This is a genomic window from Pseudomonas sp. NPDC087336, assembly GCF_044744285.1.
Lineage (GTDB): Bacteria > Pseudomonadota > Gammaproteobacteria > Pseudomonadales > Pseudomonadaceae > Aquipseudomonas.
Genome location: NZ_JBIUYA010000014.1, coordinates 89,428 through 115,613, shown reverse-complemented (window position 1 = coordinate 115,613; position 26,186 = coordinate 89,428). Strand labels below are relative to the sequence as shown.

The window sequence follows — 26,186 nt, the reverse complement described above, 5'->3', positions numbered from 1 at the left end:
TACACAGGAGTGTGCATTTTGCGAAGGTACAAAAAAACCGGCCGAAGCCGGTTTTTTTTGGACGCAGAATCAAGCGTTCTGCAGATTGTCCAGGTAACGCTCGGCATCCAGTGCCGCCATGCAACCGGCGCCAGCGGAGGTGATCGCCTGGCGGTAGACGTGGTCAGCCACGTCACCGGCGGCGAAGATACCTTCGAGGTTGGTCGCAGTGGCGTTGCCATCACGGCCGCCGTGCACGACCAGGTAGCCGTCTTTCAAGGTCAACTGGCCTTCGAACAACGAGGTGTTCGGAGTGTGGCCGATGGCGATGAACACGCCGTCGACTTTCACTTCGTCGAAGCTGCCGTCGTTGTTTTTCAGACGGGCACCGGTCACGCCCATGTTGTCGCCCAGGACTTCGTCCAGGGTCGCGTTCAGCTTCAGGATGATCTTGCCTTCGGCCACGCGGGCATTGAGCTTGTCGATCAGGATCTTCTCGGCGCGGAAGGTTTCGCGACGGTGGATCAGGGTCACGGTGCTGGCGATGTTGGCCAGGTACAGGGCCTCTTCGACAGCGGTGTTGCCGCCACCGACCACAGCCACAGGCTTGTTGCGGTAGAAGAAACCGTCGCACGTCGCGCAGGCCGAAACGCCTTTGCCCATGAACGCCTCTTCCGATGGCAGGCCCAGGTAACGAGCGCTGGCGCCGGTGGCGATGATCAGGGCGTCGCAGGTGTAGGTCGCGCTGTCGCCGGTCAGGGTGTAAGGCTTGGCGGCGAAGTCCACGGCATTGATGTGATCGAAAACGATCTCGGTTTCAAAGCGCTCGGCGTGCTCACGCATCCGCTCCATCAACGCCGGGCCGGTCAGGCCGTGGACGTCGCCCGGCCAGTTGTCGACTTCGGTGGTGGTGGTCAGTTGACCGCCGGCCTGCATGCCGGTGATCAGCAGTGGCTTGAGGTTGGCACGGGCGGCATAGACCGCGGCGCTGTAACCGGCAGGGCCGGAACCGAGAATAATCACTCGCGAATGACGGACTTCAGACATGACCTGCTCCTGTTGACCGGCCCGGAATACCTGGCGCGGAACGCCGGCTGACCGGCGGGAATAAAAAAGAACGATTGAAAGCACTTGGGGAAGGCTTGAACTCGATCGTCCTGTAAAAGATTGGGTGCAGCGTATCGAGGGGGCGAAGATTAAGGAAATACGGTTTAACAATCCAGCTCATAGGTGGTCTCTATCTCCACTGAGCGATAATCAGGACGCCTTTGTTACAGTTAATGTCGATGTCGATGTCGCGCTTTCGCCTGCCAGGCAAAGCCGGTAAGGTCGGCGCGTTTCCCATTGTCCGGAGCCCGTTATGCCCGCCCCCGTTCTGTCCGGCCCGCAATACCTGCGCGAAGGCCTCAAGCTGGTCCTGAGCCCCGGTTTGCGTTTGTTCGTATTGTTACCGCTGGCCATCAACCTGGTGCTGTTCGTCGGATTGATCTACCTGGCCGGCCATCAGTTCAGCCTGTGGGTCGATACGCTGATGCCATCCCTGCCCGAGTGGCTGGGTTTTCTCAACTATGTGCTGTGGCCGTTGTTCGTGGTGCTGGTGGTGTTGATGGTGTTCTTCACCTTCACCATGCTGGCCAATATCATCGCTGCGCCGTTCAACGGTTTCCTGGCGGAAAAAGTCGAAGTGGTGGTACGCGGCACGGACGACTTCCCGGCCTTCAGCTGGGGGGAGCTGATCGCCATGATCCCGCGTACCTTCGCCCGGGAAATGCGCAAGCTCGGTTATTTCCTGCCCCGGGCACTCGGGCTGTTCGTCCTTTCGTTCATCCCGGTGGTGAACATCATCGCGGCGCCGCTGTGGCTGCTGTTCGGGGTGTGGATGATGGCGATCCAATACATCGACTACCCGGCGGATAACCACAAGCTCGGCTGGAACGAGATGCTCGCCTGGCTGCGCGAGAAGCGCTGGCAGAGCATGAGTTTCGGCGGCAGTGTTTATCTGGTGTTGCTGATTCCGGTGGTGAATATCCTGATGATGCCGGCGGCCGTGGCCGGGGCGACCTTGTTCTGGGTGCGTGAGCGGGGAGCGGAAAATCTGGTGACCCAACGCTAGTCGGTCACAAATCCATCATCTCACCGTCACAACGCCGACATGGCCTCAGCCCACACTGAGGCCATGACGACAGCCCTGCATATCACCTTGATCACCGAAACCTTCCCTCCGGAAATCAACGGCGTTGCCAATACCCTTGGGCGCCTGTGCGACGGTTTGCGCGCGCGCGGGCATCAAGTGGAATTGGTGCGACCACGCCAGGGTTGCGATCAATCGGCGAGCAGTGACGATGGGTTGTTGCTGTGCCGGGGCTGGCCGCTGCCGGGTTATCCCGGGTTGCAATGGGGGCAGTCGTCGATGCACAAGCTGCTGCGACGCTGGCAGCGCCATCGCCCGGATGTGCTGTATATCGCCACCGAGGGGCCTTTGGGGTTGTCGGCATTGCGCGCTGCACGACGCCTGGGTATTTCAGTGGTGAGCGGATTTCACACCAACTTCCAGCAGTACTCCAGCCAGTATGGGTTCGGCTTGCTGACTCGGTTGCTGACCCACTATTTGCGCTGGTTCCACAATCGCTCGAACCTGACCCTGGTGCCCAGTGTCAGCCAGCGCATGGAGCTGGAACGCCGGCATTTCGAGCGCCTGGCGTTGCTGTCCCGCGGCGTCGACAGCCAGTTGTTTCACCCAAGCAAACGCTTGAATGCGCTGCGCGAGCAATGGGGACTGGGCGAGAAGGACATTGCCGTTATCCATGTAGGCCGTTTGGCACCGGAGAAAAACCTCGGTTTGCTCAAACGCTGTTTCGATACGCTCAAGGCCACTTATCCACAGCGCATTCTTAAACTGATCGTGGTGGGCGATGGCCCGCAAAGGCAGCTGATGGAAAGCGAGTTACCCGAGGCGATTTTCTGCGGGACGCAACGCGGTGAAGCCCTGGCCAGTCACTATGCGTCCGGGGATGTGTTTCTGTTCCCAAGCCTGACCGAGACCTTCGGCAATGTGGTGCTTGAGGCATTGGCCTCTGGACTGGGGGTGGTGGCTTACGACCAGGCGGCAGCGGCGCAGCATATTCGTCATGGCTACAACGGCGTGCTGGCGATGCCGGGGGATGAAGAGGCATTTTGTGATGCCGCGACGTGGCTGCTGGAGAAGCGTGAAACCTTGCGCTGCGTACGGCTCAATGCGCGTCAGCATGCCAGTCGGCAAGGTTGGGCGGCGATCATCGAGCAGTTCGAGGGGCAGTTGCGGGGGGCTTGTGTGCAGGGGCAGGCATTGCCCGGTGCTGCGTTGCTGCCTTGAAAGCTTCGCTGGCAAGCCAGCGCCTACAAATTCAGCGGCGATCTGTAGGAGCTGGCTTGCCAGCGAAGAGGCCCTTCTGGAAGCTGCTTAAACCAGCGTCATCAACGCCTCACGACTGAACGGCAGGATGTCTTCCTCACGGCCGTCACGCACTTTCTGCGCCCAGTCCGGATCCACCAGAAGCGCACGACCAACCGCCACCAGGTCGAACTCGTCGTTGTTCAAACGCTCCAGCAGTTTTTCCAGGCTAGCCGGCTGCGCCACCTTGTCGGTGTTGACCATGAACTGCAGGAACTCGCCGTCCAGACCAACGCTGCCCACGGTGATGGTCGGCTTGCCAGTGAGCTTGCGGGTCCAGCCCGCCAGGTTCAGTTCGGAACCGTCGAACTCCGGCTCCCAGAAGCGGCGTGTCGAGCAATGGAAAATATCCACGCCAGCGTCGGCCAAGGGTTTGAGGAACTCGCCCAACGCCTCAGGGGTTTGCACCAGACGCGCGGTGTAGTCCTGCTGCTTCCACTGGGAGAAACGGAAGATGATCGGGAATCCTTCACCGACCGCCGCACGTACCGCCTGAATCAATTCGATGGCGAAACGCGAACGGTTGGCCAGGCTGCCGCCATACTCGTCGGTGCGCTGGTTGCTGCCTTCCCAGAAGAACTGGTCGATCAGGTAGCCGTGGGCACCGTGGATTTCCACGCCGTCCATGCCGATGCTCTGCGCATCCTTGGCCGCTTGGGCGAATGCGGCGATTACATCCTGAATATCCTGCTTGCTCATGCCGTGAACCACGACATTGCCATCTTTCACTTTTTCCGACGGGCCAAAACCCGGCACGCTGGCGTCCGGCTCGGTGCCAATACGGCGAACACTGCCGACATGCCACAGTTGCGGAACGATCTTGCCGCCTTCGGCGTGTACCGCGTCGACGACTTTTTTCCAGCCAGCCAGCGCGGCTTCACCATAGAAATGCGGTACGTTCGGGTAGCCGTTGGAAGCCTTGTGCCCAACAGTGGTGCCTTCAGTGATGATCAAGCCAACGCCGGCCGCTGCGCGACGACGGTAATATTCAATCACTTTGGAATTGGGGACGCCGCCCGGTGAAAACGAGCGAGTCATCGGCGCCATGACGACGCGGGTCGGCAATTCAAGGGTGCCGAGGTGGAACGGTTTGAACAAGGCTTTGACGGGCATGGGGACGCTCCACGAAGAATGACTTTATGACGACGATAATATTGAGAGTGAAGTGCCTTGAACAGCATTATTGATTTTGGTGATTGAGTGTCAAAAGACAGAAGCAAAAAGATCGCAGCCTTCGGCAGCTCCTACAGGAAACGCATTCCAATGTAGGAGCTGTCGAAGGCTGCGATCTTTTTGATCTTGATCGATCAGGCCAGGGCTTTCTCGATCGCCTGAACCACGCTCGGATCGTCCGGAGCCGTACGTGGCGAGAACCGCGCCAGCACACGCCCATCTTTACCCAACAGGAACTTCTCGAAATTCCAGGTGATATCACCGGGAAACTCAGCGCCTTCGCCCGCCAGCAACTTGTACAGCTGATGACGATCGTGACCGTTGACTTCCAGCTTGCTGGACAACGGAAAGGTCACGCCATAGTTGAGGCTGCAGAAGTCCTTTATTTCTTGCTCGGTACCTGGTTCCTGACCGGCAAACTGGTTGCACGGCAGGCCCAGCACGCTGAAGCCTTTACCCTTGAACTGCTGGTAGAGGTTTTCCAGCGCCGCGTACTGTGGCGTCAAGCCGCATTTGGAGGCCACGTTGACCACCAGCACGACCTGCCCTTTGAAAGGCGCCAGAGGTAGCGCCTGACCATCCAGGGCTGTCAAATTAAGTTCGTGAAAAGCACTCATGACGTACTCCAGATTCCCGTGTACTTCTCTAAAACAGCCACTTGGTGGTGTCGCCTGGAACAGCCGCAGACTAAAAAGGCGCCCTCGGGGCGCCTCTCCAGCTATCTGAGCTTAGCGCAGAAATCAGTGGTGATGGCCACCTTCGCCATGGACGTGGCCATGGGCGATTTCTTCCTGGCTGGCATCACGGATGGCGATGATCTTGACCTGGAAATTCAGGCGCTGACCAGCCAACGGGTGGTTGCCGTCAACGGTGACGTCGTCGCCGTCCAGATCACGGATGGTCACGATCTGCATTTGGCCGTCTGGAGCGGAAGCGTGGAATTGCATGCCCACTTCCAGCTCGTCGACACCTTCGAACATGCTGCGGCTCAGGGTGCTGACCAGTTCGGCAGCGTACTCGCCATAGGCATCTTCCGGTTCAACGGCCACGGTCAGCTCGTCGCCGACTGCTTTGCCTTCCAGCGCCTTTTCCAGGCCCGGAATGATGTTGCCTGCGCCTTGCAGGTAGACCAGCGGCGCGCCGCCGGCGGAGCTGTCGATGACCTCACCAGCGTCGTTGGTCAGGGTATAGTCGATGGAGACAGCCTTATTGGCGGCGATCAGCATGGGGCGAGACCTTTTGCATAAGAATATTGAAAGACCCAGTTTAGCGAAGCAATCGCCCGAAAGCGAACACAACCCGGACAGACGGGATTCGACGATCACAGGCTTCCATCAGGACGAAGACGGCCATTGGGTGGTGGAGCTTTCCTGCGGCCACACGCAGCACCTGCGCCACCAGCCGCCCTGGCAATCCCGGGCCTGGGTCCTGGACCCGTTGCAGCGCCAGGAAAAAATAGGCCAGCCCTTTGATTGCGGTTGGTGCGCACAAGGCTCGGTTAGCGATAACCTTGGCGACTGAATTTCGGTAGCTGGCCAGTCATAGGCCGTCACCATTGCCATGCACCTTTAGAGAATCCGCATGCAAACTTTTTTTATCGCGCCCACCGATTTTGGCGTGGGTCTGACCTCCATCAGCCTCGGGCTGGTACGTACCCTCGAGCGCGCCGGCCTGAAAGTCGGCTTTTTCAAGCCGATTGCCCAGCCCCATCCAGGTGATACCGGCCCTGAGCGCTCTACCGAACTGGTAGCCCGCACCCACGGCCTGAAACCACCACAGCCGCTGGGTCTGGCCCATGTCGAGCGCATGCTCGGTGACGGCCAGCTCGATGAACTGCTCGAAGAAATCATCACCCTCTACCAGCAAGCCGCCATTGGCAAGGACGTGCTGGTCGTGGAGGGCATGGTGCCAACCCGCAGTGCCAGCTATGCCGCGCGGGTCAATCTGCATCTGGCCAAGAGTCTTGATGCCGAGGTGATCCTGGTGTCGGCGCCGGAAAACGAAGTGCTGACCGAATTATCCGGTCGCGTGGAACTGCAGGCGCAGTTGTTTGGCGGCCCGAAAGACCCGAAAGTCCTCGGCGTGATCCTTAACAAGGTCAAGACAGACGAAAGCATGGAGGCCTTTGCCGCGCGCCTGAAGGAACATTCACCACTATTGCGCAGTGGCGATTTCCGCCTGCTGGGCTGCATTCCGTTCCGCCCGGAACTGAACGCCCCGCGCACGCGCGACGTGGCCGACCTGATGGGCGCGCAAGTGCTCAACGCCGGCGACTATGAAACCCGGCGCATGACCAACATCATCATTTGCGCGCGCACCATGCGCAACACCGTGGAGCTGCTCAAGCCCGGCGTGCTGGTGGTGACCCCCGGCGATCGCGATGACATCATCCTCGCCGTCAGCCTCGCGGCCATCAACGGCGTGCCGCTGGCCGGCCTGTTGCTGACCAGCGACACCCTGCCCGACCCGCGCATCATGGACCTCTGCCGAGGCGCCTTGCAGGCCGGACTGCCGGTACTGTCGGTGAGCACGGGTTCCTACGACACCGCCAACCAGTTGAACGGCCTGAACAAGGAAATCCCGATCGACGACCGCGAGCGTGCGGAGATCATCACCGATTTCGTCGCCAGCCACCTGGACGCCAACTGGCTGCACCAGCGCTGCGGTACCCCGCGGGAAATGCGCCTGTCGCCAGCGGTGTTCCGTTATCAATTGATCCAGCGCGCCCAGTCCGCCAACAAGCGCATCGTCCTGCCGGAAGGCAGCGAACCTTTGACCGTACAAGCCGCTGCCATCTGCCAGGCCCGTGGCATTGCCCGTTGCGTGTTGCTGGCCAAGCCTGCAGATGTCGAAGCCGTGGCCCGTGCGCAAGGCATCGAACTGCCGCCCGGGCTGGAAATTCTCGACCCTGACCTGATTCGCGAGCGTTACGTCGAGCCGATGGTGGCCCTGCGCAAAAGCAAAAGCCTCAATGCACCGATGGCCGAGCAGCAACTGGAAGACACTGTGGTGATCGGCACCATGATGCTGGCGCTGGATGAAGTCGACGGCCTCGTATCGGGCGTCATTCACTCCACTGCCAATACCATTCGCCCAGCCCTGCAACTGATCAAGACCGCGCCGGGCTGCACCCTGGTGTCGTCGGTGTTCTTCATGCTGTTTCCCGAAGAAGTGCTGGTCTACGGCGACTGCGTGATGAACCCGCACCCGAGCGCCGTAGAACTGGCTGAGATCGCCCTGCAAAGCGCCGACTCGGCGGCGGCATTCGGCATCACCCCACGTGTAGCGATGATCAGCTATTCCAGCGGTGAGTCGGCCAGCGGAGAGGAAGTCGAGAAGGTCCGCGAAGCGACATTGCTCGCCCATGAACAGCAAAACTCGCTGCTGATCGACGGTCCGTTGCAGTATGACGCCGCCGCCAACGAAACCGTGGCCCGGCAACTGGCGCCGAACAGCCAGGTGGCCGGTCGCGCCACGGTGTTCGTGTTCCCCGACCTGAACACCGGCAACACCACGCACAAAGCCGTGCAGCGCAGTGCAGACTGCGTCAGCCTCGGGCCGATGCTCCAGGGCCTGCGCAAACCGGTAAACGATTTGCCGCGCGGCGCGCAGGTCGACGACATCGTCTACACCATCGCCTTGACCGCGATTCAAGCTGCCAACCGACCTATGGATGTGTAAATGCTGGATTTCCTACCCGCGTTTTTGCGCGGAGTGATTGCTGCGCTGCTGCTGGCGCTGAACACGATTTTGCTGTGCTCCTTCCTGTTCTGTGTGGCGCTGTTCAAGGTACTGCCGTTCGCGCTCACCCAACGCATCGCACACTGGTTGATGAGCCATACCCACGAAGCCTGGATCAGCACCAACAAAGGCTGGATGAACCTGGTCCGTCGCACTCGCTGGCACGTCAGCGGCCTGCAAGGCCTCGACTACCAGCACTCGTACCTGGTCACCAGTAACCATCAGAGCTGGGTCGACATCCTGGTGCTGCAATACGTGCTCAATCGGCGTATCCAGCCATTGAAGTTCTTTCTCAAGCAGGAGTTGATCTGGGTGCCGGTGATTGGACTGGCGTGGTGGGCGCTCGGTTTTCCGTTCATGAAGCGCTACTCCAAGGCCTATCTGGAAAAGCACCCGGAGAAGAAAGGCAAGGACCTGGAAACCACGCGCAAGACCTGTGCGAAGTTTCGTGATACCCCGGTGGGCATTTTCAATTTCGTTGAAGGCACGCGCTTTACCGAAGGCAAGCATGCCCAGCAGAAATCACCGTTCAGGTACCTGCTCAAACCCAAGGCGGGCGGCATTGCCTTTGTGCTGGATGCCATGGGTGAACAGTTGGAGTCGATCGTCAATGTGACCATCCACTACCCGGCCGGGCGCCCCGGTTTTTGGGATTTGTTGTGCGGGAATGTCGCGGATGTGGTGGTGCACTTTGAAGAGCTGAAAGTTCCGCCGCAGTTCGTTGGCAAGAACTATGACCAGGATGGCGAGTATCGATTGCAGTTCCAGGGCTGGATCAATCAGCTGTGGGAGGACAAGGATGCGTTGCTGGGACAGATGCATCGCGAATATCCAGCCAAGTAATCAGGTGTCTGTCATGGCCTCTTCGCTGGCAAGCCAGCTCCCACAATGATGGGCGGCGCTCACAAAAACTGTGGGAGCTGGCTTGCCAGCGATGGCGTCCGACAAGACATAAAAAAACCCGCCGATGATCACTCATCGGCGGTTTTTTTATTTGCGGCCAGCGCTTAGATCGCGCCGCGCTTACGCAGCAGATCCAGCACTTGCTTGACGCCTTCTTCCAGCGACACGGACTGGGTATCGATCACCAGATCGGCATCCAGCGGCACGTCGTACGGGAAGGATTCGCCTGGGATGTTGTCCCCGGCTGCCGCGTACAGGCCTTGTGGGTCACGCTCGGCACAGACCGTCGGCGAGGCCTGGACGTAGACCGTCACCAGACGCTCTTTGCCGATCAGCTCCCTGGCCTGCTCACGACCTTCGGCACTCGGCGCAACGAACGCCGCCAGGGTCAGCAGGCCGGCTTCGTTGAACTGACGCGCCACGTGAGCGGCACGACGCCAGTTCTCGGTACGCCCGGCGCGATCCTGTGGCAGACCTTTGTTCAGGTCGTGACGCAGGTTCTGGCCATCGAGCACGTACACCGCACGACCCAGGTCGAACAGCTTGCGTTCAACCGCATACGCCAAGGTGCTTTTGCCCGCGCCCGACAAGCCGCTGAACAACACGGTGGCCGGTTGCTGGCCGAAGCGCTGGGCGCGCTCTTCGGTAGCGACGTGAGCCAGTTTGCCGTGGTGCGTGCTGGTGCCATGCGCCACCGGCTGCGCGACGATCATGCCGGCGCCAACGGTGCCGTTGGTCAGGCGGTCGATGATGATGAATGCACCGGTGGTGCGGTTGCTTTCGTAACCGTCGAGGGCAATCGGCGCGTCGAGCGCGATCTTGACCTTGCCGATTTCGTTCAACTGCAACGCGCTGGCCGGACCTTCTTCCAGGGTGTTCACGTCGACTTTGTTGACGATGCTGGCGATGGAGCCCGGCACGTAACTGGTGGCGCGCTTGATGTCGTATTTCTTGCCCGGCAGCATCGGCTCTTCAGCCATCCACACCAGCATGGCTTCGAAGCTGTCGGTCACCGGCGGCACGTTGTCGGCGTGAACCAACAGGTCGCCACGGGAGATGTCGATTTCGTCTTCCATGGTCAGAGTGACTGCCTGACCTGGACCTGCGTGTTCCAGTTCACCTTCGAAGGTGACGATGGACTTCACGCGGCTGCTCTTGCCCGACGGCAGCACCACGACTTCGTCGCCTTTCTTGACGATGCCGCTGGCCAGCGTACCGGCGAAGCCACGGAAGTTCAGGTTCGGACGGTTGACGTACTGCACCGGGAAACGCAGGTCGGTGAAGTTGCGATCGCCCGCCACTTCCACGGTCTCGAGGATTTCCATCAGCGACTGGCCGGTGTACCACGGCGAGCGCTCGGACTTGTTCACCACATTGTCGCCCTTCAGTGCCGACATCGGCACGAAGTGCATGCTGGTGGGCTTCATCTTCAGGCCTTCGGCGAACTGAAGGTAGTCGGCCTTGATCGACTCGAACACGCCTTGGTCGAAGTCCTTGAGGTCCATCTTGTTGATGGCGACGACGATGTGCTTGATGCCCAGCAACGAGGCGATGAAGCTGTGGCGACGGGTCTGGGTCTGCACGCCGTAGCGGGCGTCGACCAGGATGATCGCCAGGTCACAGGTGGACGCACCGGTGGCCATGTTGCGGGTGTACTGCTCATGGCCGGGGGTGTCGGCGATGATGAATTTGCGCTTGGCGGTGGAGAAGTAGCGGTACGCAACATCGATGGTGATGCCTTGTTCACGCTCGGCCTGCAGGCCATCGACCAGCAGTGCCAGGTCGATGTCTTCACCGGTGGTGCCGACTTTTTTCGAGTCGCGGGTAATCGCTTCCAGGTGATCCTCGTAGATCATCTTGGAGTCGTGCAGCAGGCGCCCGATCAGGGTGCTCTTGCCGTCGTCGACGTTACCGCAGGTCAAAAAGCGCAGCAGTTCTTTACGTTCGTGCTGGCCCAGGTAGGCGAGGATGTCCTCGCTGATCAAATCAGATGCGTGCGACATGACAACCCCTTAGAAATAACCCTGACGTTTTTTGTCTTCCATCGAGCCTGCGCCATCGTGGTCGATGACACGGCCCTGGCGCTCGGAAGTTCGCGTCAGGAGCATTTCCTGAATGATGTCCGTGAGGCTTTCGGCCTCGGACTCCACCGCGCCCGTCAACGGGTAGCAGCCCAGGGTACGGAAACGCACTTTCTTTTTGACGATGCGAGCTTTGTCTTCATCGCTCAGGTGTTCGAGGATGCGCTCGTCGTCGATCATGATCAGGGTGCCGTTCTTCTCGATGACTTCACGCTCGGCGGCGAAGTACAACGGGACGATCGGGATGCCTTCAAGATAGATGTATTGCCAGATGTCCAGCTCGGTCCAGTTCGACAATGGGAATACGCGAATGGATTCGCCCTTGTTGACCTTGCCGTTGTAGACGTTCCACAGCTCCGGGCGCTGGTTTTTCGGGTCCCAGCGGTGCTTGCTATCGCGGAACGAGTACACGCGCTCTTTGGCGCGGGATTTCTCTTCATCGCGGCGCGCGCCACCGAAGGCGGCATCGAAACCATGCTTGTCCAGTGCCTGCTTCAGGCCCTCGGTCTTCATGATGTCGGTGTGCTTGGCACTGCCGTGGGTGAACGGGTTGATGCCTTGCGCCACACCTTCAGGGTTCACATGGGTGATCAGGTCCAGGCCCAGCTCGGCAACCATCTTGTCGCGGAAGCTGTACATCTCCTGGAACTTCCACTGGGTGTCGACGTGCATCACCGGGAACGGCAGCTTGCCGGGGAAGAACGCCTTGCGTGCCAGGTGCAGCATCACGGCGGAGTCTTTACCGATGGAGTACAGCATCACCGGGTTATCGAACTCGGCGGCCACCTCGCGGATGATGTGGATGCTTTCCGCCTCCAGCTGTTTCAGATGCGTCAGTTTGTCGACCATGGCTACTCACGAAAACATTCTTATGAACGGCCAGCGGGCCGTGTTCGAGCGGGGAATCCTAGCACAGCGCCCCCTTCTAATCAGGACGCCAACTAGATCGAAAGAGCATATGAATATGCCCAGCCGTTTGGGCTTCGCAGCCCCCTGCAGGTCATCTCGTCGTCAGATCGGGTTGGGGCAATCGATAAAGATGTGCTCAAGGGCAAACCGCTTCGCCAGGTAATCACCCAGCGCCTGCACGCCATAGCGCTCGGTGGCATGGTGCCCGGCAGCAATGAAGCTGATGTCGTTTTCCCGGGCGCTGTGGAAGGTTTGCTCCGAGGCTTCGCCGCTCAGGTACAGATCGGCACCCGCCAACACCGCCTGATCAATGTAGCCCTGACCGCCACCGGTGCACCAGCCAACGCGGCGAATCATTGCGCTGCCTTCGATCAGCAACGGCTCGCGACCCATGACTTCCTGCACCCGGCGAGCAAAATCCCGGGCCGTCACGGGCTCGTTCAACGAGCCGACCAGACCGACGATCTTCAGGTTGTCGGGATCGAGCGGACCTTCGACGGTGATGTCCAGCTGCCGCGCCAACTGCACGTTGTTGCCAACCTCAGGGTGCAGGTCCAGCGGCAGGTGATAGGACAGCAGGCTGATGTCGTGCTTGAGCAACGTTTTCAGGCGGCGCTGCTTCATGCCGGTGATGCACGGGTTCTCGCCTTTCCAGAAGTAGCCGTGATGCACCAGCACCAGGTCGGCGTTGGCCTGCACCGCGGCATCGAGCAAGGCCTGGCTGGCGGTGACGCCACTGACAATGCGCATCACCTGCGGCCGGCCCTCGACCTGCAGGCCGTTGGGACAGTAATCGGCAATTTTCGAACTGCCGAGGTAACGGTCGGCTTCTTCGACCAGGGTGCTCAGGGCGACGGCCATAAAAGACTCCTAAATATCCCGTTCAGAGGCACGCGCGGCCTCGTATAATGCGCGTCATTATGAGCGGTCTCATACCGCCTGCAACTCTCTCAGGACGTGTTTAATGCTCAAGGCGCTGCGTTTTTCCGGCTGGCCGCTGTTGGCCGGCGTGCTTGTCGCTCTGTTAATCATCCAGCGTTACCCGCAGTGGGTCGGGCTTCCAAGCCTCGACGTGAACCTGCAACAAGCCCCGCAAACCACCAGCATGCAGCAAGGCCCGGTGTCCTATGCCGACGCGGTGACCACCGCCGCGCCGTCGGTGGTGAACCTGTACACCACCAAAGTCATCAACAAACCCAATCATCCGCTGTTCGAGGACCCGCAGTTCCGCCGCTTCTTCGGCGACAACTCGCCCAAGCAGAAACGCATGGAGTCAAGCCTCGGCTCCGGCGTGATCATGAGCCCGGAAGGTTACATCCTGACCAACAACCACGTGACCAGCGGTGCCGACCAGATCGTGGTGGCGCTCAAGGATGGCCGTGAAACCCTGGCACGGGTGATCGGCAGCGACCCGGAAACCGACCTCGCGGTCCTCAAGATCGACCTGAAGAAACTGCCTTCGATCACCGTCGGCCGCTCCGACAACATCCGCATCGGCGACGTGGCCCTCGCCATCGGCAACCCGTTCGGCGTTGGCCAGACGGTGACCATGGGCATCATCAGTGCCACCGGGCGCAATCAGCTGGGCCTGAACAACTACGAAGACTTCATCCAGACAGACGCCGCGATCAACCCCGGCAACTCCGGCGGTGCGCTGGTGGACGCCAATGGCAACCTGACCGGCATCAACACGGCGATCTTCTCCAAGTCCGGCGGCTCGCAAGGCATCGGTTTCGCGATTCCGGTGAAGCTGGCCATGGAAGTGATGAAGTCGATCATCGAACACGGCCAGGTGATCCGCGGCTGGCTCGGTATCGAAGTGCAGCCATTGTCCCAGGAACTGGCGGAATCGTTTGGCCTGTCGGGGCGTCCGGGCATCGTGGTGGCGGGGATTTTCCGCGACGGTCCGGCACAAAAGGCCGGCCTGCAATTGGGCGACGTGATCCTCAGCATCGATGGCGAGCCGGCGGGCGATGGTCGGCGCTCGATGAACCAGGTCGCGCGGATCAAGCCAACCGACAAAGTCGCGATTCAGGTGATGCGCAACGGCAAGGAACTCAAGCTCACGGCTGAGATTGGTCTACGTCCGCCACCTGCACCGGTGAAAGACAAAGAAGAAAACTAAGCAACCCAGATCACTGTGGGAGCGTGGCTTGCCCGCGATAGGAACACCGCGGTGCGTCAGGTACACCGCGTTATCGTTCATCGCGGGCAAGCCACGCGCCCACAGGATTAGTTGTGAATTATAGGTCGCCGAGGCCGTCGATCAGTGCCTGATTCTGCTCAGGCGTGCCAATCGAGATCCGCAGGAACTGGGCAATCCGCTCCTGCTTGAAGTGCCGGACAATAACGCCCTGCTCACGCAACTTCGCTGCCAGTCCCGCCGCATCATGCTGCGGGTGACGGGCAAAAATGAAGTTCGCCGCCGACGGCAGCACTTCAAAGCCCTTGGCCTGCAATTGCGCAACGACCTTTTCGCGGCTCTCGATCACCAGACGGCAGGTCTTGTCGAAATACTCGCGATCCTCGAACGCCGCCGCCGCACCGACATTGGCGATGCGATCGATCGGATAGGAGTTGAAGCTGTTCTTGATCCGCTCCAGCGCCTCGATCAGGTCCGGATGCCCCACCGCCAGGCCAACCCGCAGGCCGGCCAGGGAACGGGATTTGGACAGGGTCTGGGTCACCAGCAGGTTCGGATAACGGTCCACCAAGGTGATTGCCGTCTCGCCACCGAAGTCGATGTAAGCCTCATCCACCACGACCACCGATTCCGGGCTGGCCTTGAGGATTTGCTCGACCGCCTCCAGTGCCAACAGACAACCGGTCGGTGCGTTCGGGTTGGGAAAGATGATCCCGCCGTTCGGTTTTGCATAGTCCGCGGGGTTGATCTGGAATTGCTCGTCCAGCGGCACCGCGTCGAACTTGATGCCGTACAAACCGCAGTAGACCGGATAGAAGCTGTAGCTGATGTCCGGGAACAGCAGCGGCTGATCGTGTTGCAGCAACCCGTGGAAGATGTGCGCCAGGACTTCGTCGGAACCGTTGCCGAGGAACACCTGGTTGCTCTGCACGCCGTAGTACTTGGCCACGGCATTTTTCAGCAGATCGCTGTTCGGGTCCGGGTAGAGGCGCAGGTTGTCGCTCAGCTCGGTCTGCATCGCAGCCAGGGCCTTGGGCGATGGACCGTACGGGTTTTCGTTGGTGTTGAGCTTCACCAGTTTTGCCAGCTTTGGCTGTTCGCCCGGCACGTAGGGCACCAGATTCTTGACGAACGGGCTCCAGAATTTACTCATCTCAGTTCCCCTGCTTATCGTCGATGATGCGGTATTCGGCACTGCGGGCGTGGGCGGTCAGCGACTCGCCACGGGCCAGCACGGAAGCGGTTTTGCCCAGGTCTGACGCGCCCTGCTCCGAGCAAAAAATGATCGACGAACGTTTCTGGAAGTCGTATACGCCCAGCGGCGACGAGAACCGCGCCGTGCCGGAAGTCGGCAATACGTGGTTCGGGCCTGCGCAGTAGTCGCCCAGCGCTTCGCTGGTGTGACGGCCCATGAAGATGGCACCGGCATGGCGGATCTGCGGGAGCCAGGCGTGCGGATCGGCGACCGACAGCTCCAGGTGCTCCGGCGCAATGCGGTTGGCCACTTCGATGGCTTGCTCCATGTCACGCACCTGGATCAGCGCACCACGGCCGTTGATCGAGGTTTCGATGATCTCGGCGCGCTCCATGGTCGGCATCAGTTTGGCGATGCTCGCGGCGACCTGATCGAGGAAGGCCGCATCCGGGCTGACCAGAATCGCCTGGGCATCTTCGTCATGCTCGGCTTGGGAGAACAGGTCCATGGCGATCCAGTCAGGATCGGTCTGGCCGTCACATACCACGAGGATCTCGGACGGACCGGCGATCATGTCGATACCGACCTGGCCAAACACGTGACGCTTGGCGGTGGCGACATAGATGTTGCCCGGGCCAACCACTTTGTCGACCTGCGGCACGCTTTCGGTGCCATAAGCCAGCGCGGCAACCGCTTGTGCGCCACCAATGGTGAACACACGGTCAACGCCGGCGATGCAGGCAGCCGCCAGCACAAGCTCGTTGATTTCACCGCGCGGGGTCGGCACCACCATGACCACTTCGGTCACACCGGCAACCTTGGCCGGAATCGCGTTCATCAACACTGAAGAGGGGTACGACGCCTTGCCGCCCGGTACGTACAGACCGGCGCGATCGAGCGGCGTGACTTTCTGGCCCAGCACGGTGCCGTCGGCCTCGGTGTAGCTCCAGGAGTCCTGTTTCTGCTTTTCGTGGTAGCTGCGTACGCGGGCCGCGGCTTTTTCCAGGGCTTCGCGCTGCGGCACGGTAATGCGGGTAAGTGCCAGCTCCAGGCGTTCGCGTGGCAGGATCAGGTCCGCCATGGACGCGACGTCCAGCCCGTCGAACTGGCGGGTGAATTCCACCAACGCAGCATCGCCACGCTCGCGCACGGCCTTGATGATGTCCAGCACCCGCTGATTGACCGAGTCGTCAGACACACTTTCCCAGCTCAGCAGATGATCCAGATGATGCGCGAAATCCGGGTCAGCAGCGTTGAGTCGGCGAATTGCAGTCGGTGCGGTCATAGCGAGAGCCTCATAGGATTGGCAAAAAACTCAGGCGCCCGAAACTAACATTCGATCCGCTTGGGCACCTGAGAATTCTGGCTATGAGGCGGATAGACGGCGCGACTCAAAGTCGCGCAAGTGAATCAGCCGCGGTGTCGAGACTCCACTGCCTTGCGCAGGGTGTCGATCAACGCCTGGATACGGGCGTGCTGCATTTTCATCGACGCTTTGTTGACGATCAGCCGGGAGCTGATGGCCGCGATGAAATCCTGTGGCTCCAGGCCATTGGCCCGCAGCGTGTTACCGGTGTCGACCACGTCAATGATCTTGTCAGCCAGGCCGATCAGCGGCGCCAGCTCCATCGAGCCGTAGAGCTTGATGATGTCGACCTGACGGCCCTGCTCGGCGTAGTAACGCTTGGCAACGTTGACGAACTTGGTGGCGATACGCAGGCGACCCTTGGGCTCGACCGCGCCGACCTTGCCGGCGGTCATCAACTTGCACTGGGCAATCTGCAGGTCCAGCGGCTCGTACAGGCCCTGGCCACCATATTCCATCAGCACGTCTTTACCTGCGACACCGAGGTCGGCGGCACCATGCTCGACATACGTCGGCACGTCGGTGGCGCGCACGATCAACAGGCGTACGTCTTCCTGGGTCGTGGGAATGATCAGCTTGCGGCTCTTGTCCGGATTCTCGGTCGGCACGATGCCCGCTTCAGCCAGAAGCGGCAGGGTGTCGTCAAGGATGCGGCCCTTGGACAGTGCGATGGTCAGCATGGGAAACGTCAGCCCTTAATCAGGAATCTTATGCCCGGTCGCAATCGGCGCCGGACACGCATCGAGCCGGAAACCGGCTCGACTTGAAAAACATTGGGCACATCCCTGTGCCCCATCTGCAACAACTAGCCCGGAACGCGGCGGATCTTGGCGCCCAGCATCTGCAGTTTCTCCTCGATGCACTCATAACCACGGTCGATGTGGTAGATGCGGTCGATCAGGGTATCGCCTTCAGCGATCAACGCCGAAATTACCAGGCTGGCCGAAGCACGCAGGTCGGTGGCCATCACTGGCGCGCCCTTGAGCTTTTCGATGCCAGTGACGATGGCGGTGTTGCCTTCGACCTGGATGTGCGCGCCCATGCGGTGCAGCTCATAAACGTGCATGAAACGGTTTTCGAAGATCGTCTCGATCACGGCACCGGTGCCTTCGGCAATGGCGTTGAGGGAGATGAACTGCGCCTGCATGTCGGTCGGGAACGCCGGGTACGGAGCGGTACGCACGTTCACGGCTTTAGGCCGCTTGCCGTGCATGTTCAGCTCGATCCAGTCTTCACCGGTATTGATTTCGGCGCCTGCTTCGCGGAGTTTCTCCAGCACGGCTTCGAGGATGGTCGGATCGGTGTCCTTGACCTTCACACGACCGCCGGTCACGGCCGCGGCCACCAGGTAGGTGCCGGTTTCGATACGGTCCGGCATCACCTTGTAGGTGGTGGTGTGCAGGCGCTCGACGCCATCGATGGTGATGGTGTCGGTGCCAGCGCCCGAAACCTTGGCACCCATGGCGTTCAGGAAGTTCGCCAGGTCGACGACTTCAGGCTCGCGCGCGGCGTTTGCCAGGACGCTGCGGCCCTTGGCCAGGGCAGCGGCCATCATGATGTTTTCGGTACCGGTCACGCTGACGGTATCGAAGAAGAAGTGCGCACCGCGCAGGCCGCCTTCAGGCGCCTTGGCCTTGATGTAGCCGCCTTCGACGTCAATGACCGCGCCCATGGCCTCCAGGCCACGGATGTGCAGGTCAACCGGACGCGAACCAATGGCGCAACCGCCAGGCAACGCGACTTCGGCTTCACCGAAACGGGCAACCATCGGGCCCAGAACCAGGATCGACGCACGCATGGTTTTAACCAGTTCGTACGGAGCGATCAGGGTCTTGATGGTGCGCGGATCAATTTCGACGGCCAGCTTCTCGTCGATCACCGGCTCGATCCCCATGCGACCGAACAGCTCGATCATGGTGGTGATGTCGTGCAGGTGTGGCAGGTTGGCAACGGTCACCGGACCATCGCACAGCAGGGTGGCCGCCAGGATCGGCAGGGCGGAGTTCTTTGCCCCGGAGATGCGGATCTCGCCGTCAAGACGAGCACCGCCAGTAATAATCAATTTATCCATAAGAATCTCGACGCCCTTGGGCTCAGGTGCGCTCGGCCCAGGCCGCGCTGCTGAAAAATTTCATAGTGACAGCATGGATGCTGCCATCGGTGATCCATGGGTTCAAATGGGCATAGATCTGCTGCTGACGCTTCACCGGGCTCAACGCCGCCAGTTCATCGCTAATCACGTTCAGCTGGAAATTGCAGCCTTCGCCCTCGACTTCCACCTTCGTTCCGGGCAGCTTTCCTTCTAGGAAGCTCTTCACTTCTACGGCCTGCATGCTCAACCTCAATCGGCGCCCTGTGCGCGCGGGTCGGACATCATACAAAAAAGCCCCGCGCCTGCGAACCCCGCGAAGCAGGACTCTGACGGGGGGCTTGTTCATAGATGCGGGTTAGGGATGCGCCAACAGCTCGGTCAGTTCACTGACCTGAGCGATTTCGCGCATGTCTTCTGGCATCCCGCGGATGCTCAGCGCCTTGCCGGCCGCCTGGGCATCACGCATGAAACACAACAGCAACGACAGACCGACGCTGCTGGATTTCTCCACCGCCGAACAATCGACCACCACGGCCGCGGCCTTGCTGGCGCTGATCAGTGCCTTGCCCTGCTGGCGCAGCTCAGGGCCGGTGCGATAATCCAGCACACCGCTTAGCCGCAGCTCGCCGGCTTCGTCCATGCTGACCGCCGCCTCACTCATTGGGTCTGTTTCTCGGTGGATTCCTTGGCCTTGGCGACTTCCCCGGCCCAACCATTGATGGTTTTGTCCAGGTCGTTGCCATTGCGCTGCATCGCATCAGCGAACTGATCACGGAACAACTTGCCAATGTTGATGCCGTTGATGATGACGTTACGCAGTTTCCACTCGCCGCCGATCTTCTCCAGTGTGTAGGACACAGGATAGATCGCGCCATTGCTGCCCTTGACCGTCATGCCGACGCTCGTACGCTCGCCCGACTCGTCCTTGGCAGGATCAACGGTGATGCCCTGGTTATTGTATTCGAGCAAGGCATTGCCATAGAACTGGAACAGGCCCTTCTTGAAGTTTTCTTCAAAGGTCTTCATTTGCGCAGGGGTAGCCTTGCGCGAGTACTTGACCGTCATGATGCTTTTGGAAATACCTTCGGCATCCACCACAGGCCCAACAATGCTGTTGAGCGCCGCATAGAAGTCCTGCGGATCCTGTTTGTACTTCTCTTTATTGGCGGCCAGGTCGGCCAGCAAGCGGTTGGTGGTGTCCTGAACCAGCTCGTGCGCGGTAGGCGCCGCCACGGCGTTGGCCACCAACGGCAAGGCCGCGAGCACAACCAACAGGCCACGTCGCAAGGTAGAGATCATTCAAAAGCTCCTCATTTGGCGTCTTTGCTAACGGTATTGAGCAGGAATTTACCGATCAGGTCCTCGAGCACCAGCGACGACTGGGTGTCGTGGATGGTCCCGCCATCCTTGAGCAGGGCTTCTTCCCCACCCACACTGATACCGATGTACTTCTCGCCCAACAGGCCAGCGGTCAGGATAGATGCAGTGGAGTCTGCCGGTAGATTATCTACGCGCTTTTCCAGCTGCATGGTCACCCGACCGGTGAAACTGTCGCGGTCCAGATCGATTGCCGTGACCTTGCCGATGGTCACACCGGCCATGGTCACTTTAGCTCTGACAGTCAAACCGGCGATATTGTCGAAATACGCATAAAGTTTATAGGTTTCGGTGCTCGGGCTCGGGGACAGTCCACTGACCCGCAACGCCAGCAACAGCAAAGCCAGGATGCCAGCCAGCAAGAAAAGGCCGACACCGATTTCCAGGGTGCGGTTTTGCATCAGAAATCTCCAAACATCAAGGCGGTCAGAATAAAGTCCAGGCCGAGCACAGCCAAAGAGGCATACACCACGGTCTTGGTAGTGGCACGACTGATCCCCTCTGAAGTGGGCTCGCAGTCATAGCCTTGGAATACGGCGATCCAGGTCACGACGAAGGCGAAGACCAGGCTTTTGATGATGCCGTTGAGCACATCGTCGGCAAAGGTCACGCTGTTCTGCATGTTCGACCAGTAGGAACCTTCATACACACCCAGCCAGTCGACGGCCACCCAGGAGCCGCCCCAGATACCCACCACGCTGAAAATCATTGCCAGCACCGGTAAGGAAATGAAGCCGGCCCACAGGCGCGGGGCAATGATGTACTTGAGCGGGTCCACCCCGATCATTTCCAGGCTGGAGAGCTGTTCGGTGGACTTCATGTTGCCGATTTCCGCCGTCAATGCCGACCCGGCACGCCCGGCGAACAGCAATGCCGTGACCACCGGCCCCAACTCACGCAGCAGCGTCAGCGCCACCATCTGCCCCACCGCCTGCTCCGAACCGTAGCTGGACAGGATATTGAAGCCCTGGAGCGCCAGCACCATGCCGATGAATATCCCGGAGACCACGATGATCACCAGGGACATCACACCCACCGAATGCAGTTGCTTGATCAGCAAGCCAAACCCGCCACCGATACCACCGCGCCCCAGCAGAGCGTGAAACAGAAAAATCGAAGAGCGCCCGAACACCGCCAGCACGTCGATGCCTGCGTGGCCGAACCGGCGCACCCTTTCCAACAGTGAAATCTTGCGCATCAACGCTTCCCCAGAAGATCTGCGCGGTAATCCGTCGCTGGAAAGTGATAGGCGACCGGACCATCGGGGTCGCCTGTCATGAATTGACGGATACGCGGCTCGTCCGAATTCATCAGTTCGTCCGGTGTGCCCTGCCCCAACACCTGCCCGTCGCCCACCACATAGATGTAGTCGGCAATACTGGCGGTTTCGGCCAGGTCATGGGAAACCACGATACTGGTAATGCCCAGCGCATCGTTGAGCAAGCGGATCAGGCGCACCAGCACCCCCATGGCGATGGGGTCCTGGCCGACAAAGGGCTCGTCGTACATGAGAATTTGCGGATCGAGCGCAATCGCCCGCGCCAGCGCGACGCGACGCTTCATGCCGCCGGACAGTTCGTCGGGCATCAGGTCGATGGCGCCCCGCAACCCCACGGCCTGCAATTTGAGCAGGACGATGTCGCGGATCATTTCTTCGGGCAGCCCGGTATGAACGCGCAACGGAAAGGCGACGTTCTCGAAGACATCGAGGTCGGTAAACAGTGCGCCACTCTGAAACAGCACACCCATGTGCTTGCGTGCATCGAACAGATCACTGCGCGACAACGTCGGCAGGTTCTGACCATTGACCCAGACTTCGCCACTGGCAGGCCGCAACTGCGCGCCCATCAAGCGCAACAGCGTGGTCTTGCCACACCCGGAAGGTCCCATGATGCCGGTGACCTTGCCGCGCGGGATACGGATATCAATGTTATTGAAAATGCTGCGCGTACCGCGCTTGAAGGTCAGTCCCTTCAGCTCGACCGCGTAGGCGTTATCGGCACTCATCTAAACTCCTTGCGATGCAGCCTCACACTCGGACGCCTGGCTTCCTGACAAAAGCACATACTTCCCGGGCGGGCCGAACTGGCGGCGAACTATATCACTGCAAGCGTCACGCGCCCAAGGCCAATGCCGGGCCATGTTCAGCAGCATGACAGCCAGGAAGCTCCATCTAGAGGGGATTCGGTTACAAGGAATGACAATGGGCAACGAACTTGCGTGAGGGTTTCAACCATACCGGCTATAATCGCCGCCTTTTCACCAGGCTATATATTTTCGAAATGAGCCAATCCAGCGACCTGATCAAGTCAGCACAGCGCACCATCCGCCTCGAACTGGAAGCCGTAAAAAGCTTGCTGCCCCGTATCGACGCCGATTTCGTGCGCGCCTGCGAAATGATTCTGGCCAGCAAAGGCCGCGTGGTCGTGGTCGGCATGGGCAAATCGGGGCACATCGGCAACAAGATCGCCGCCACCCTGGCCAGTACCGGCACCACGGCCTTTTTCGTGCACCCTGCCGAAGCCAGCCATGGCGACATGGGCATGATCACCCGCGACGACATCATCCTGGCGCTGTCGAACTCCGGCTCAACCAATGAAATCGTCACCCTGCTGCCGCTGATCAAGCGCCTGGGCATCCAGCTGATCAGCATGACCGGCAAGCCCGACTCGCCACTCGCCAAGGCGGCCGAGGTCAACCTGAATGTGCAGGTCGAGCATGAGGCCTGCCCGCTGAACCTGGCGCCCACCTCGTCGACGACCGCCGCGCTGGTCATGGGCGATGCGTTGGCCGTCGCGTTGCTGGAAGCTCGCGGTTTTACCGCCGAGGATTTCGCCTTTTCCCACCCGGGCGGCGCACTGGGCCGACGCCTGCTGCTGAAAGTGGAAAACGTCATGCACGCCGGGCAAGAGCTGCCGCAAGTACAGCGCGGCACCCTGCTCAAGGATGCGCTGATGGAAATGACCCGCAAGGGCCTGGGCATGACCGTGGTACTCGAGGTCGACGGCAAGCTGGCCGGGATCTTCACCGACGGTGACTTGCGTCGCGCGCTGGACCGCAGCATCGATATCCACAGCGCCACTATCGACCAGGTCATGACCACCCATGGCAAGACCGCCCGCGCCGAAATGCTCGCCGCCGAGGCCCTGAAAATAATGGAAGATCACAAAATCAACGCGCTGGTCGTGGTCGACAGCGAAGATCGCCCGGTCGGTGCCCTGAACATGCACGACTTGCTGCGTGCGGGAGTAATGTAATGAGCACGGACCTGCTGCAACGCGGCCAACAGATCAAACTGGCGGTGTTCGATGTCGACGGCGTCCTGACCGACGGGCGTCTGTACTTCCTCGAAGACGGCAGCGAATTCAAGACGTTCAACACCCTCGACGGCCAGGGCATCAAGATGCTGATGGCGGCCGGCGTGCAAACCGCCATCATCAGCGGCCGCAAAACCCCGGTGGTCGAACGACGCGCGAAGAACCTCGGCATTCCCCACCTGTATCAGGGGCGCGAAGACAAACTGGTGGTACTCGACGAGCTTCTTGCGCAACTCGGCCTAAGCTATGAGCAGGTTGCCTATCTCGGTGACGATTTGCCGGACCTGCCGGTGATCCGCCGCGTCGGTCTGGGCATGGCGGTGGCCAACGCCGCCAGTTTCGTGCGCGAGCACGCCCACGGCACCACCCAAGCCCGCGGTGGCGAAGGTGCCGCACGTGAATTCTGCGAATTGATCCTGCGCGCCCAAGGCCGCCTCGATGAGGCCAACGCCGCGTACCTGTGAGCCAGATCATGCCAAGTAAAAAGATTCGCAACATTATGCTGTTCGGTAGCATCACGGCGATTTTCGCCGCGGTCGGCTACTGGAACATCAGCCCGGAACGCTTTCTCGACAAGCCGGTAGTGCACGTCGATGAGAGCGCGATCGACTATTACGCCACCAACGCCCACAGCGTGCAGTTCCTGCCGGACGGCAGGCTGCAATACGAGATGACGTCGGACAAGGTCGAGCACCTCAAAGCCACCGAAGTGACGCTGCTGACCAATCCCGACCTGAACATGTTCCGCGGCACCGAGTTCCCGTGGCACGTGCAGAGCGAAAAAGGCGAAGTCAATCCGGACGGCACACAGGTCGAACTGATCGATTCGGTGCGCATTACCCGTTTCGACGAGAAAAACCGCAGGACGCTGATCACCACCACCCGCATGACCGTGTTTCCGCAGCAGCAATATGCGCAGACCGAGCAAGACGTTAGAATCGACGGCGCTGGCGGTGTATCGACCGGCAAGGGCATGAAGGCGTATTTGAAAGAAAGCAGGATACACCTGCTATCGAACGTAAGAGGACAGTATGAGGCTCGTTAAAACCCTCCCTATTTTGCTCAGTCTGGGCGCAGCACTGGGAAGCGTGAGCGCCTGGGCTCTGCCGGACGATCAGCAGCAGCCAATCCGCATTCAGGCCGACGATGCCCAACTGGACGACAAGAACGGCGTAGCCACCTATACGGGCGATGTGATCATCACCCAGGGCTCGATGAAGGTGACCGGCAACAAGGTGACCATGACCCGCGCCCCCAATGGCGACATCGACGTAGTGACCTCGGTGGGCAACCTGGCCTATTTCGAGCAACTGCAAACGGCAGGCGACGCCAAGCCTGTGCAAGGCTGGGGCGTAACCATCCAGTACCACGCCACGCAAAACCGCGTCGTGCTGATCGACAAGGCCAAGGTCGTCGACAAGGACAACAACACCACCCAGGGCGAGAAGATCGTCTATGACACCGAGAAAAAACTGGCCAGCGCCGGTCGCGCCACGGGCAGCAAGGTGACCGAGTCGCGTCCGCGCATAGACATGGTGATCCAGCCGAAAAAGAAAACCGACGAGCAAAAGGCGCAGTAATGGCAACTCTGAAAGCTCAGCATCTGGCCAAGAGCTACAAGAGCCGCCAGGTCGTGCGTGACGTCAGCCTGTCCATCGACAGCGGCCAGATCGTCGGCCTGCTCGGCCCCAACGGCGCCGGCAAGACCACCTGCTTCTACATGATCGTCGGCCTGGTACAGGCCGATCAGGGCCGCGTGCTGATCGATGACCTCGACGTCAGTCACCAGCCGATGCACGGTCGCGCCAAGGCGGGTATCGGTTATCTGCCGCAGGAAGCATCGATCTTCCGCAAACTGTCGGTGGCCGACAACATCATGGCCATCCTCGAGACCCGCAAGGAACTCGACAAGGCCGGTCGCCGCAAGGAACTGGAAAGCCTGCTGCAGGAGTTCCACATCAGCCACATCCGCGACAGCCTCGGCATGAGCCTGTCAGGTGGCGAGCGCCGCCGCGTGGAAATCGCCCGGGCACTGGCCACCAACCCGAAATTCATCCTGCTCGACGAACCATTCGCCGGCGTGGACCCGATCTCGGTAGGCGACATCAAGCAGATCATCCACCACCTCAAGGCGAAGGGGATCGGCGTGCTGATCACCGACCACAACGTCCGTGAAACCCTGGATATCTGCGAAACCGCCTATATTGTCAACGATGGCCAACTGATCGCCGAAGGCGACGCTGAAACCATCCTGGCCAATGACCTGGTGAAGGAAGTGTACCTGGGGCATGAATTCCGCCTGTAAGCATCGCGGTGTCCGGCGGGTCGGCCGAGCGCTTGCCGCAATAAAAAATCAATCTTTTTTTATTGTTACAGCGCTCTAGGCAAACGCCGCAGTTTCGGGCATATAATTTGCTTAAGTTTGGCGCTCCGGCGCCCTGTAGTGGATGGCGCATGTGCGCCGGCGAATAAGGTGTTAA

28 protein-coding genes are annotated in these 26,186 nt (G+C 60.2%); 11 read left to right on the top strand and 17 right to left on the bottom strand.

Annotation, left to right across the window (positions count from 1 at the left end; all coding sequences use genetic code 11):
- Nucleotides 1-69: 69 nt before the first annotated feature.
- A complete protein-coding gene (gene trxB / locus ACIO0C_RS16230) occupies nt 70-1,026 on the bottom strand; it encodes a thioredoxin-disulfide reductase (protein WP_033042914.1) in 957 nt (318 codons plus the stop codon).
- Nucleotides 1,027-1,339: 313 nt separating this feature from the next.
- Between trxB and cysZ the strand changes: the two genes are divergently transcribed.
- Both cysZ and ACIO0C_RS16220 read left to right on the top strand, forming a co-directional pair.
- Nucleotides 1,340-2,092: a sulfate transporter CysZ gene (gene cysZ, locus ACIO0C_RS16225; RefSeq protein ID WP_401313700.1), complete on the top strand. Its 753-nt coding sequence runs from the start codon at nt 1,340-1,342 to the stop codon at nt 2,090-2,092.
- A gap of 39 nt (nt 2,093-2,131) precedes the next feature.
- Complete coding sequence (locus ACIO0C_RS16220; protein WP_401313699.1) at nt 2,132-3,331, top strand: glycosyltransferase family 4 protein; 1,200 nt, start codon at nt 2,132-2,134, stop codon at nt 3,329-3,331.
- Between the two features lie 87 nt (nt 3,332-3,418).
- Here ACIO0C_RS16220 and ACIO0C_RS16215 read toward each other — a convergent pair whose 3' ends face one another.
- The 3 genes from ACIO0C_RS16215 to ACIO0C_RS16205 all read right to left on the bottom strand — a co-directional run bounded on the left by ACIO0C_RS16215 (nt 3,419) and on the right by ACIO0C_RS16205 (nt 5,808).
- A complete protein-coding gene (locus tag ACIO0C_RS16215) occupies nt 3,419-4,522 on the bottom strand; it encodes an NADH:flavin oxidoreductase (protein WP_401313697.1) in 1,104 nt (367 codons plus the stop codon).
- A 194-nt stretch (nt 4,523-4,716) separates the two neighbouring features.
- Complete coding sequence (locus tag ACIO0C_RS16210) at nt 4,717-5,199, bottom strand: glutathione peroxidase (protein ID WP_180205722.1); 483 nt, start codon at nt 5,197-5,199, stop codon at nt 4,717-4,719.
- Nucleotides 5,200-5,322: 123 nt separating this feature from the next.
- Nucleotides 5,323-5,808, bottom strand: a complete 486-nt coding sequence (locus ACIO0C_RS16205; RefSeq protein ID WP_008026954.1) for a peptidylprolyl isomerase — start codon at nt 5,806-5,808, stop codon at nt 5,323-5,325.
- Between ACIO0C_RS16205 and ACIO0C_RS16200 the strand changes: the two genes are divergently transcribed.
- The 3 genes from ACIO0C_RS16200 to ACIO0C_RS16190 are packed head-to-tail and all read left to right on the top strand — an operon-like array spanning nt 5,777 to nt 9,166.
- Nucleotides 5,777-6,103 (top strand): DUF3565 domain-containing protein, encoded by a 327-nt coding sequence (locus tag ACIO0C_RS16200; protein ID WP_401313694.1) that lies wholly within the window; start codon nt 5,777-5,779, stop codon nt 6,101-6,103. The genes ACIO0C_RS16205 and ACIO0C_RS16200 overlap by 32 nt on opposite strands.
- A gap of 60 nt (nt 6,104-6,163) precedes the next feature.
- Entirely contained in the window at nt 6,164-8,263 is a 2,100-nt protein-coding gene (gene pta / locus ACIO0C_RS16195) for a phosphate acetyltransferase (protein WP_401313692.1), read from the top strand.
- Nucleotides 8,264-9,166 carry an acyltransferase gene (locus tag ACIO0C_RS16190; protein WP_401313690.1) on the top strand — a complete coding sequence of 301 codons (903 nt, stop codon included), beginning with the start codon at nt 8,264-8,266 and terminating at the stop codon, nt 9,164-9,166.
- Nucleotides 9,167-9,330: 164 nt separating this feature from the next.
- Here the strand turns inward: ACIO0C_RS16190 and cysN are convergent, their stop codons facing one another.
- The 3 genes from cysN to ACIO0C_RS16175 form a co-directional block, all read right to left on the bottom strand.
- Nucleotides 9,331-11,229: a sulfate adenylyltransferase subunit CysN gene (gene cysN, locus ACIO0C_RS16185; RefSeq protein ID WP_401313688.1), complete on the bottom strand. Its 1,899-nt coding sequence runs from the start codon at nt 11,227-11,229 to the stop codon at nt 9,331-9,333.
- A 9-nt stretch (nt 11,230-11,238) separates the two neighbouring features.
- Nucleotides 11,239-12,156 (bottom strand): sulfate adenylyltransferase subunit CysD, encoded by a 918-nt coding sequence (gene cysD / locus ACIO0C_RS16180; protein WP_008054388.1) that lies wholly within the window; start codon nt 12,154-12,156, stop codon nt 11,239-11,241.
- A gap of 162 nt (nt 12,157-12,318) precedes the next feature.
- Nucleotides 12,319-13,077: a Nif3-like dinuclear metal center hexameric protein gene (locus ACIO0C_RS16175; RefSeq protein ID WP_401313686.1), complete on the bottom strand. Its 759-nt coding sequence runs from the start codon at nt 13,075-13,077 to the stop codon at nt 12,319-12,321.
- Between the two features lie 103 nt (nt 13,078-13,180).
- Between ACIO0C_RS16175 and algW the strand changes: the two genes are divergently transcribed.
- The gene (gene algW, locus ACIO0C_RS16170; RefSeq protein ID WP_401313684.1) at nt 13,181-14,341 is read left to right on the top strand and encodes a Do family serine endopeptidase AlgW; all 1,161 of its coding nucleotides are present in this window, start codon (nt 13,181-13,183) and stop codon (nt 14,339-14,341) included.
- A gap of 118 nt (nt 14,342-14,459) precedes the next feature.
- On the opposite strand, the gene hisC is transcribed toward algW, so the two are convergent.
- The 10 genes from hisC to ACIO0C_RS16120 all read right to left on the bottom strand — a co-directional run bounded on the left by hisC (nt 14,460) and on the right by ACIO0C_RS16120 (nt 22,396).
- Entirely contained in the window at nt 14,460-15,512 is a 1,053-nt protein-coding gene (gene hisC / locus ACIO0C_RS16165) for a histidinol-phosphate transaminase (RefSeq protein WP_401313682.1), read from the bottom strand.
- Between the two features lies 1 nt (nt 15,513).
- Complete coding sequence (gene hisD / locus ACIO0C_RS16160; RefSeq protein ID WP_272604641.1) at nt 15,514-16,839, bottom strand: histidinol dehydrogenase; 1,326 nt, start codon at nt 16,837-16,839, stop codon at nt 15,514-15,516.
- A 125-nt stretch (nt 16,840-16,964) separates the two neighbouring features.
- Nucleotides 16,965-17,600 (bottom strand): ATP phosphoribosyltransferase, encoded by a 636-nt coding sequence (gene hisG / locus ACIO0C_RS16155; RefSeq protein ID WP_008018703.1) that lies wholly within the window; start codon nt 17,598-17,600, stop codon nt 16,965-16,967.
- Nucleotides 17,601-17,725: 125 nt separating this feature from the next.
- Nucleotides 17,726-18,991 carry a UDP-N-acetylglucosamine 1-carboxyvinyltransferase gene (gene murA / locus ACIO0C_RS16150; protein WP_401313679.1) on the bottom strand — a complete coding sequence of 422 codons (1,266 nt, stop codon included), beginning with the start codon at nt 18,989-18,991 and terminating at the stop codon, nt 17,726-17,728.
- 22 nt (nt 18,992-19,013) lie between these two features.
- Nucleotides 19,014-19,253 carry a BolA family protein gene (locus ACIO0C_RS16145; RefSeq protein ID WP_008054378.1) on the bottom strand — a complete coding sequence of 80 codons (240 nt, stop codon included), beginning with the start codon at nt 19,251-19,253 and terminating at the stop codon, nt 19,014-19,016.
- 114 nt (nt 19,254-19,367) lie between these two features.
- On the bottom strand, nt 19,368-19,673 hold the full coding sequence (locus tag ACIO0C_RS16140; protein WP_401313678.1) for a lipid asymmetry maintenance protein MlaB: 306 nt from the start codon (nt 19,671-19,673) through the stop codon (nt 19,368-19,370).
- Nucleotides 19,670-20,311, bottom strand: a complete 642-nt coding sequence (locus ACIO0C_RS16135) for a phospholipid-binding protein MlaC (protein WP_401313676.1) — start codon at nt 20,309-20,311, stop codon at nt 19,670-19,672. The genes ACIO0C_RS16140 and ACIO0C_RS16135 overlap by 4 nt, the downstream gene beginning before the upstream one ends.
- Nucleotides 20,312-20,322: 11 nt before the next feature.
- Nucleotides 20,323-20,790 carry an outer membrane lipid asymmetry maintenance protein MlaD gene (mlaD, locus tag ACIO0C_RS16130; RefSeq protein ID WP_008054374.1) on the bottom strand — a complete coding sequence of 156 codons (468 nt, stop codon included), beginning with the start codon at nt 20,788-20,790 and terminating at the stop codon, nt 20,323-20,325.
- Nucleotides 20,790-21,587 carry a lipid asymmetry maintenance ABC transporter permease subunit MlaE gene (mlaE, locus tag ACIO0C_RS16125; protein ID WP_401313674.1) on the bottom strand — a complete coding sequence of 266 codons (798 nt, stop codon included), beginning with the start codon at nt 21,585-21,587 and terminating at the stop codon, nt 20,790-20,792. Before mlaE ends, mlaD begins: the two co-directional genes overlap by 1 nt.
- A complete protein-coding gene (locus ACIO0C_RS16120) occupies nt 21,587-22,396 on the bottom strand; it encodes an ATP-binding cassette domain-containing protein (RefSeq protein WP_401313672.1) in 810 nt (269 codons plus the stop codon). The genes mlaE and ACIO0C_RS16120 overlap by 1 nt, the downstream gene beginning before the upstream one ends.
- Before the next feature lie 275 nt (nt 22,397-22,671).
- On the opposite strand from ACIO0C_RS16120, the gene ACIO0C_RS16115 reads away from it, so the two are divergent.
- Genes ACIO0C_RS16115 through lptB form a run of 5 tightly spaced genes read left to right on the top strand, consistent with a single transcriptional unit; the run spans nt 22,672 to nt 26,011 of the window.
- Complete coding sequence (locus ACIO0C_RS16115) at nt 22,672-23,646, top strand: KpsF/GutQ family sugar-phosphate isomerase (protein WP_401313670.1); 975 nt, start codon at nt 22,672-22,674, stop codon at nt 23,644-23,646.
- Nucleotides 23,646-24,170: a KdsC family phosphatase gene (locus ACIO0C_RS16110; RefSeq protein WP_401313669.1), complete on the top strand. Its 525-nt coding sequence runs from the start codon at nt 23,646-23,648 to the stop codon at nt 24,168-24,170. The genes ACIO0C_RS16115 and ACIO0C_RS16110 overlap by 1 nt, the downstream gene beginning before the upstream one ends.
- A gap of 8 nt (nt 24,171-24,178) precedes the next feature.
- Nucleotides 24,179-24,751, top strand: a complete 573-nt coding sequence (gene lptC / locus ACIO0C_RS16105; RefSeq protein WP_401313797.1) for an LPS export ABC transporter periplasmic protein LptC — start codon at nt 24,179-24,181, stop codon at nt 24,749-24,751.
- On the top strand, nt 24,738-25,286 hold the full coding sequence (gene lptA / locus ACIO0C_RS16100) for a lipopolysaccharide transport periplasmic protein LptA (protein ID WP_401313667.1): 549 nt from the start codon (nt 24,738-24,740) through the stop codon (nt 25,284-25,286). The genes lptC and lptA overlap by 14 nt, the downstream gene beginning before the upstream one ends.
- Nucleotides 25,286-26,011 carry an LPS export ABC transporter ATP-binding protein gene (gene lptB, locus ACIO0C_RS16095; RefSeq protein ID WP_090316106.1) on the top strand — a complete coding sequence of 242 codons (726 nt, stop codon included), beginning with the start codon at nt 25,286-25,288 and terminating at the stop codon, nt 26,009-26,011. Before lptA ends, lptB begins: the two co-directional genes overlap by 1 nt.
- Nucleotides 26,012-26,186: the final 175 nt, after the last annotated feature.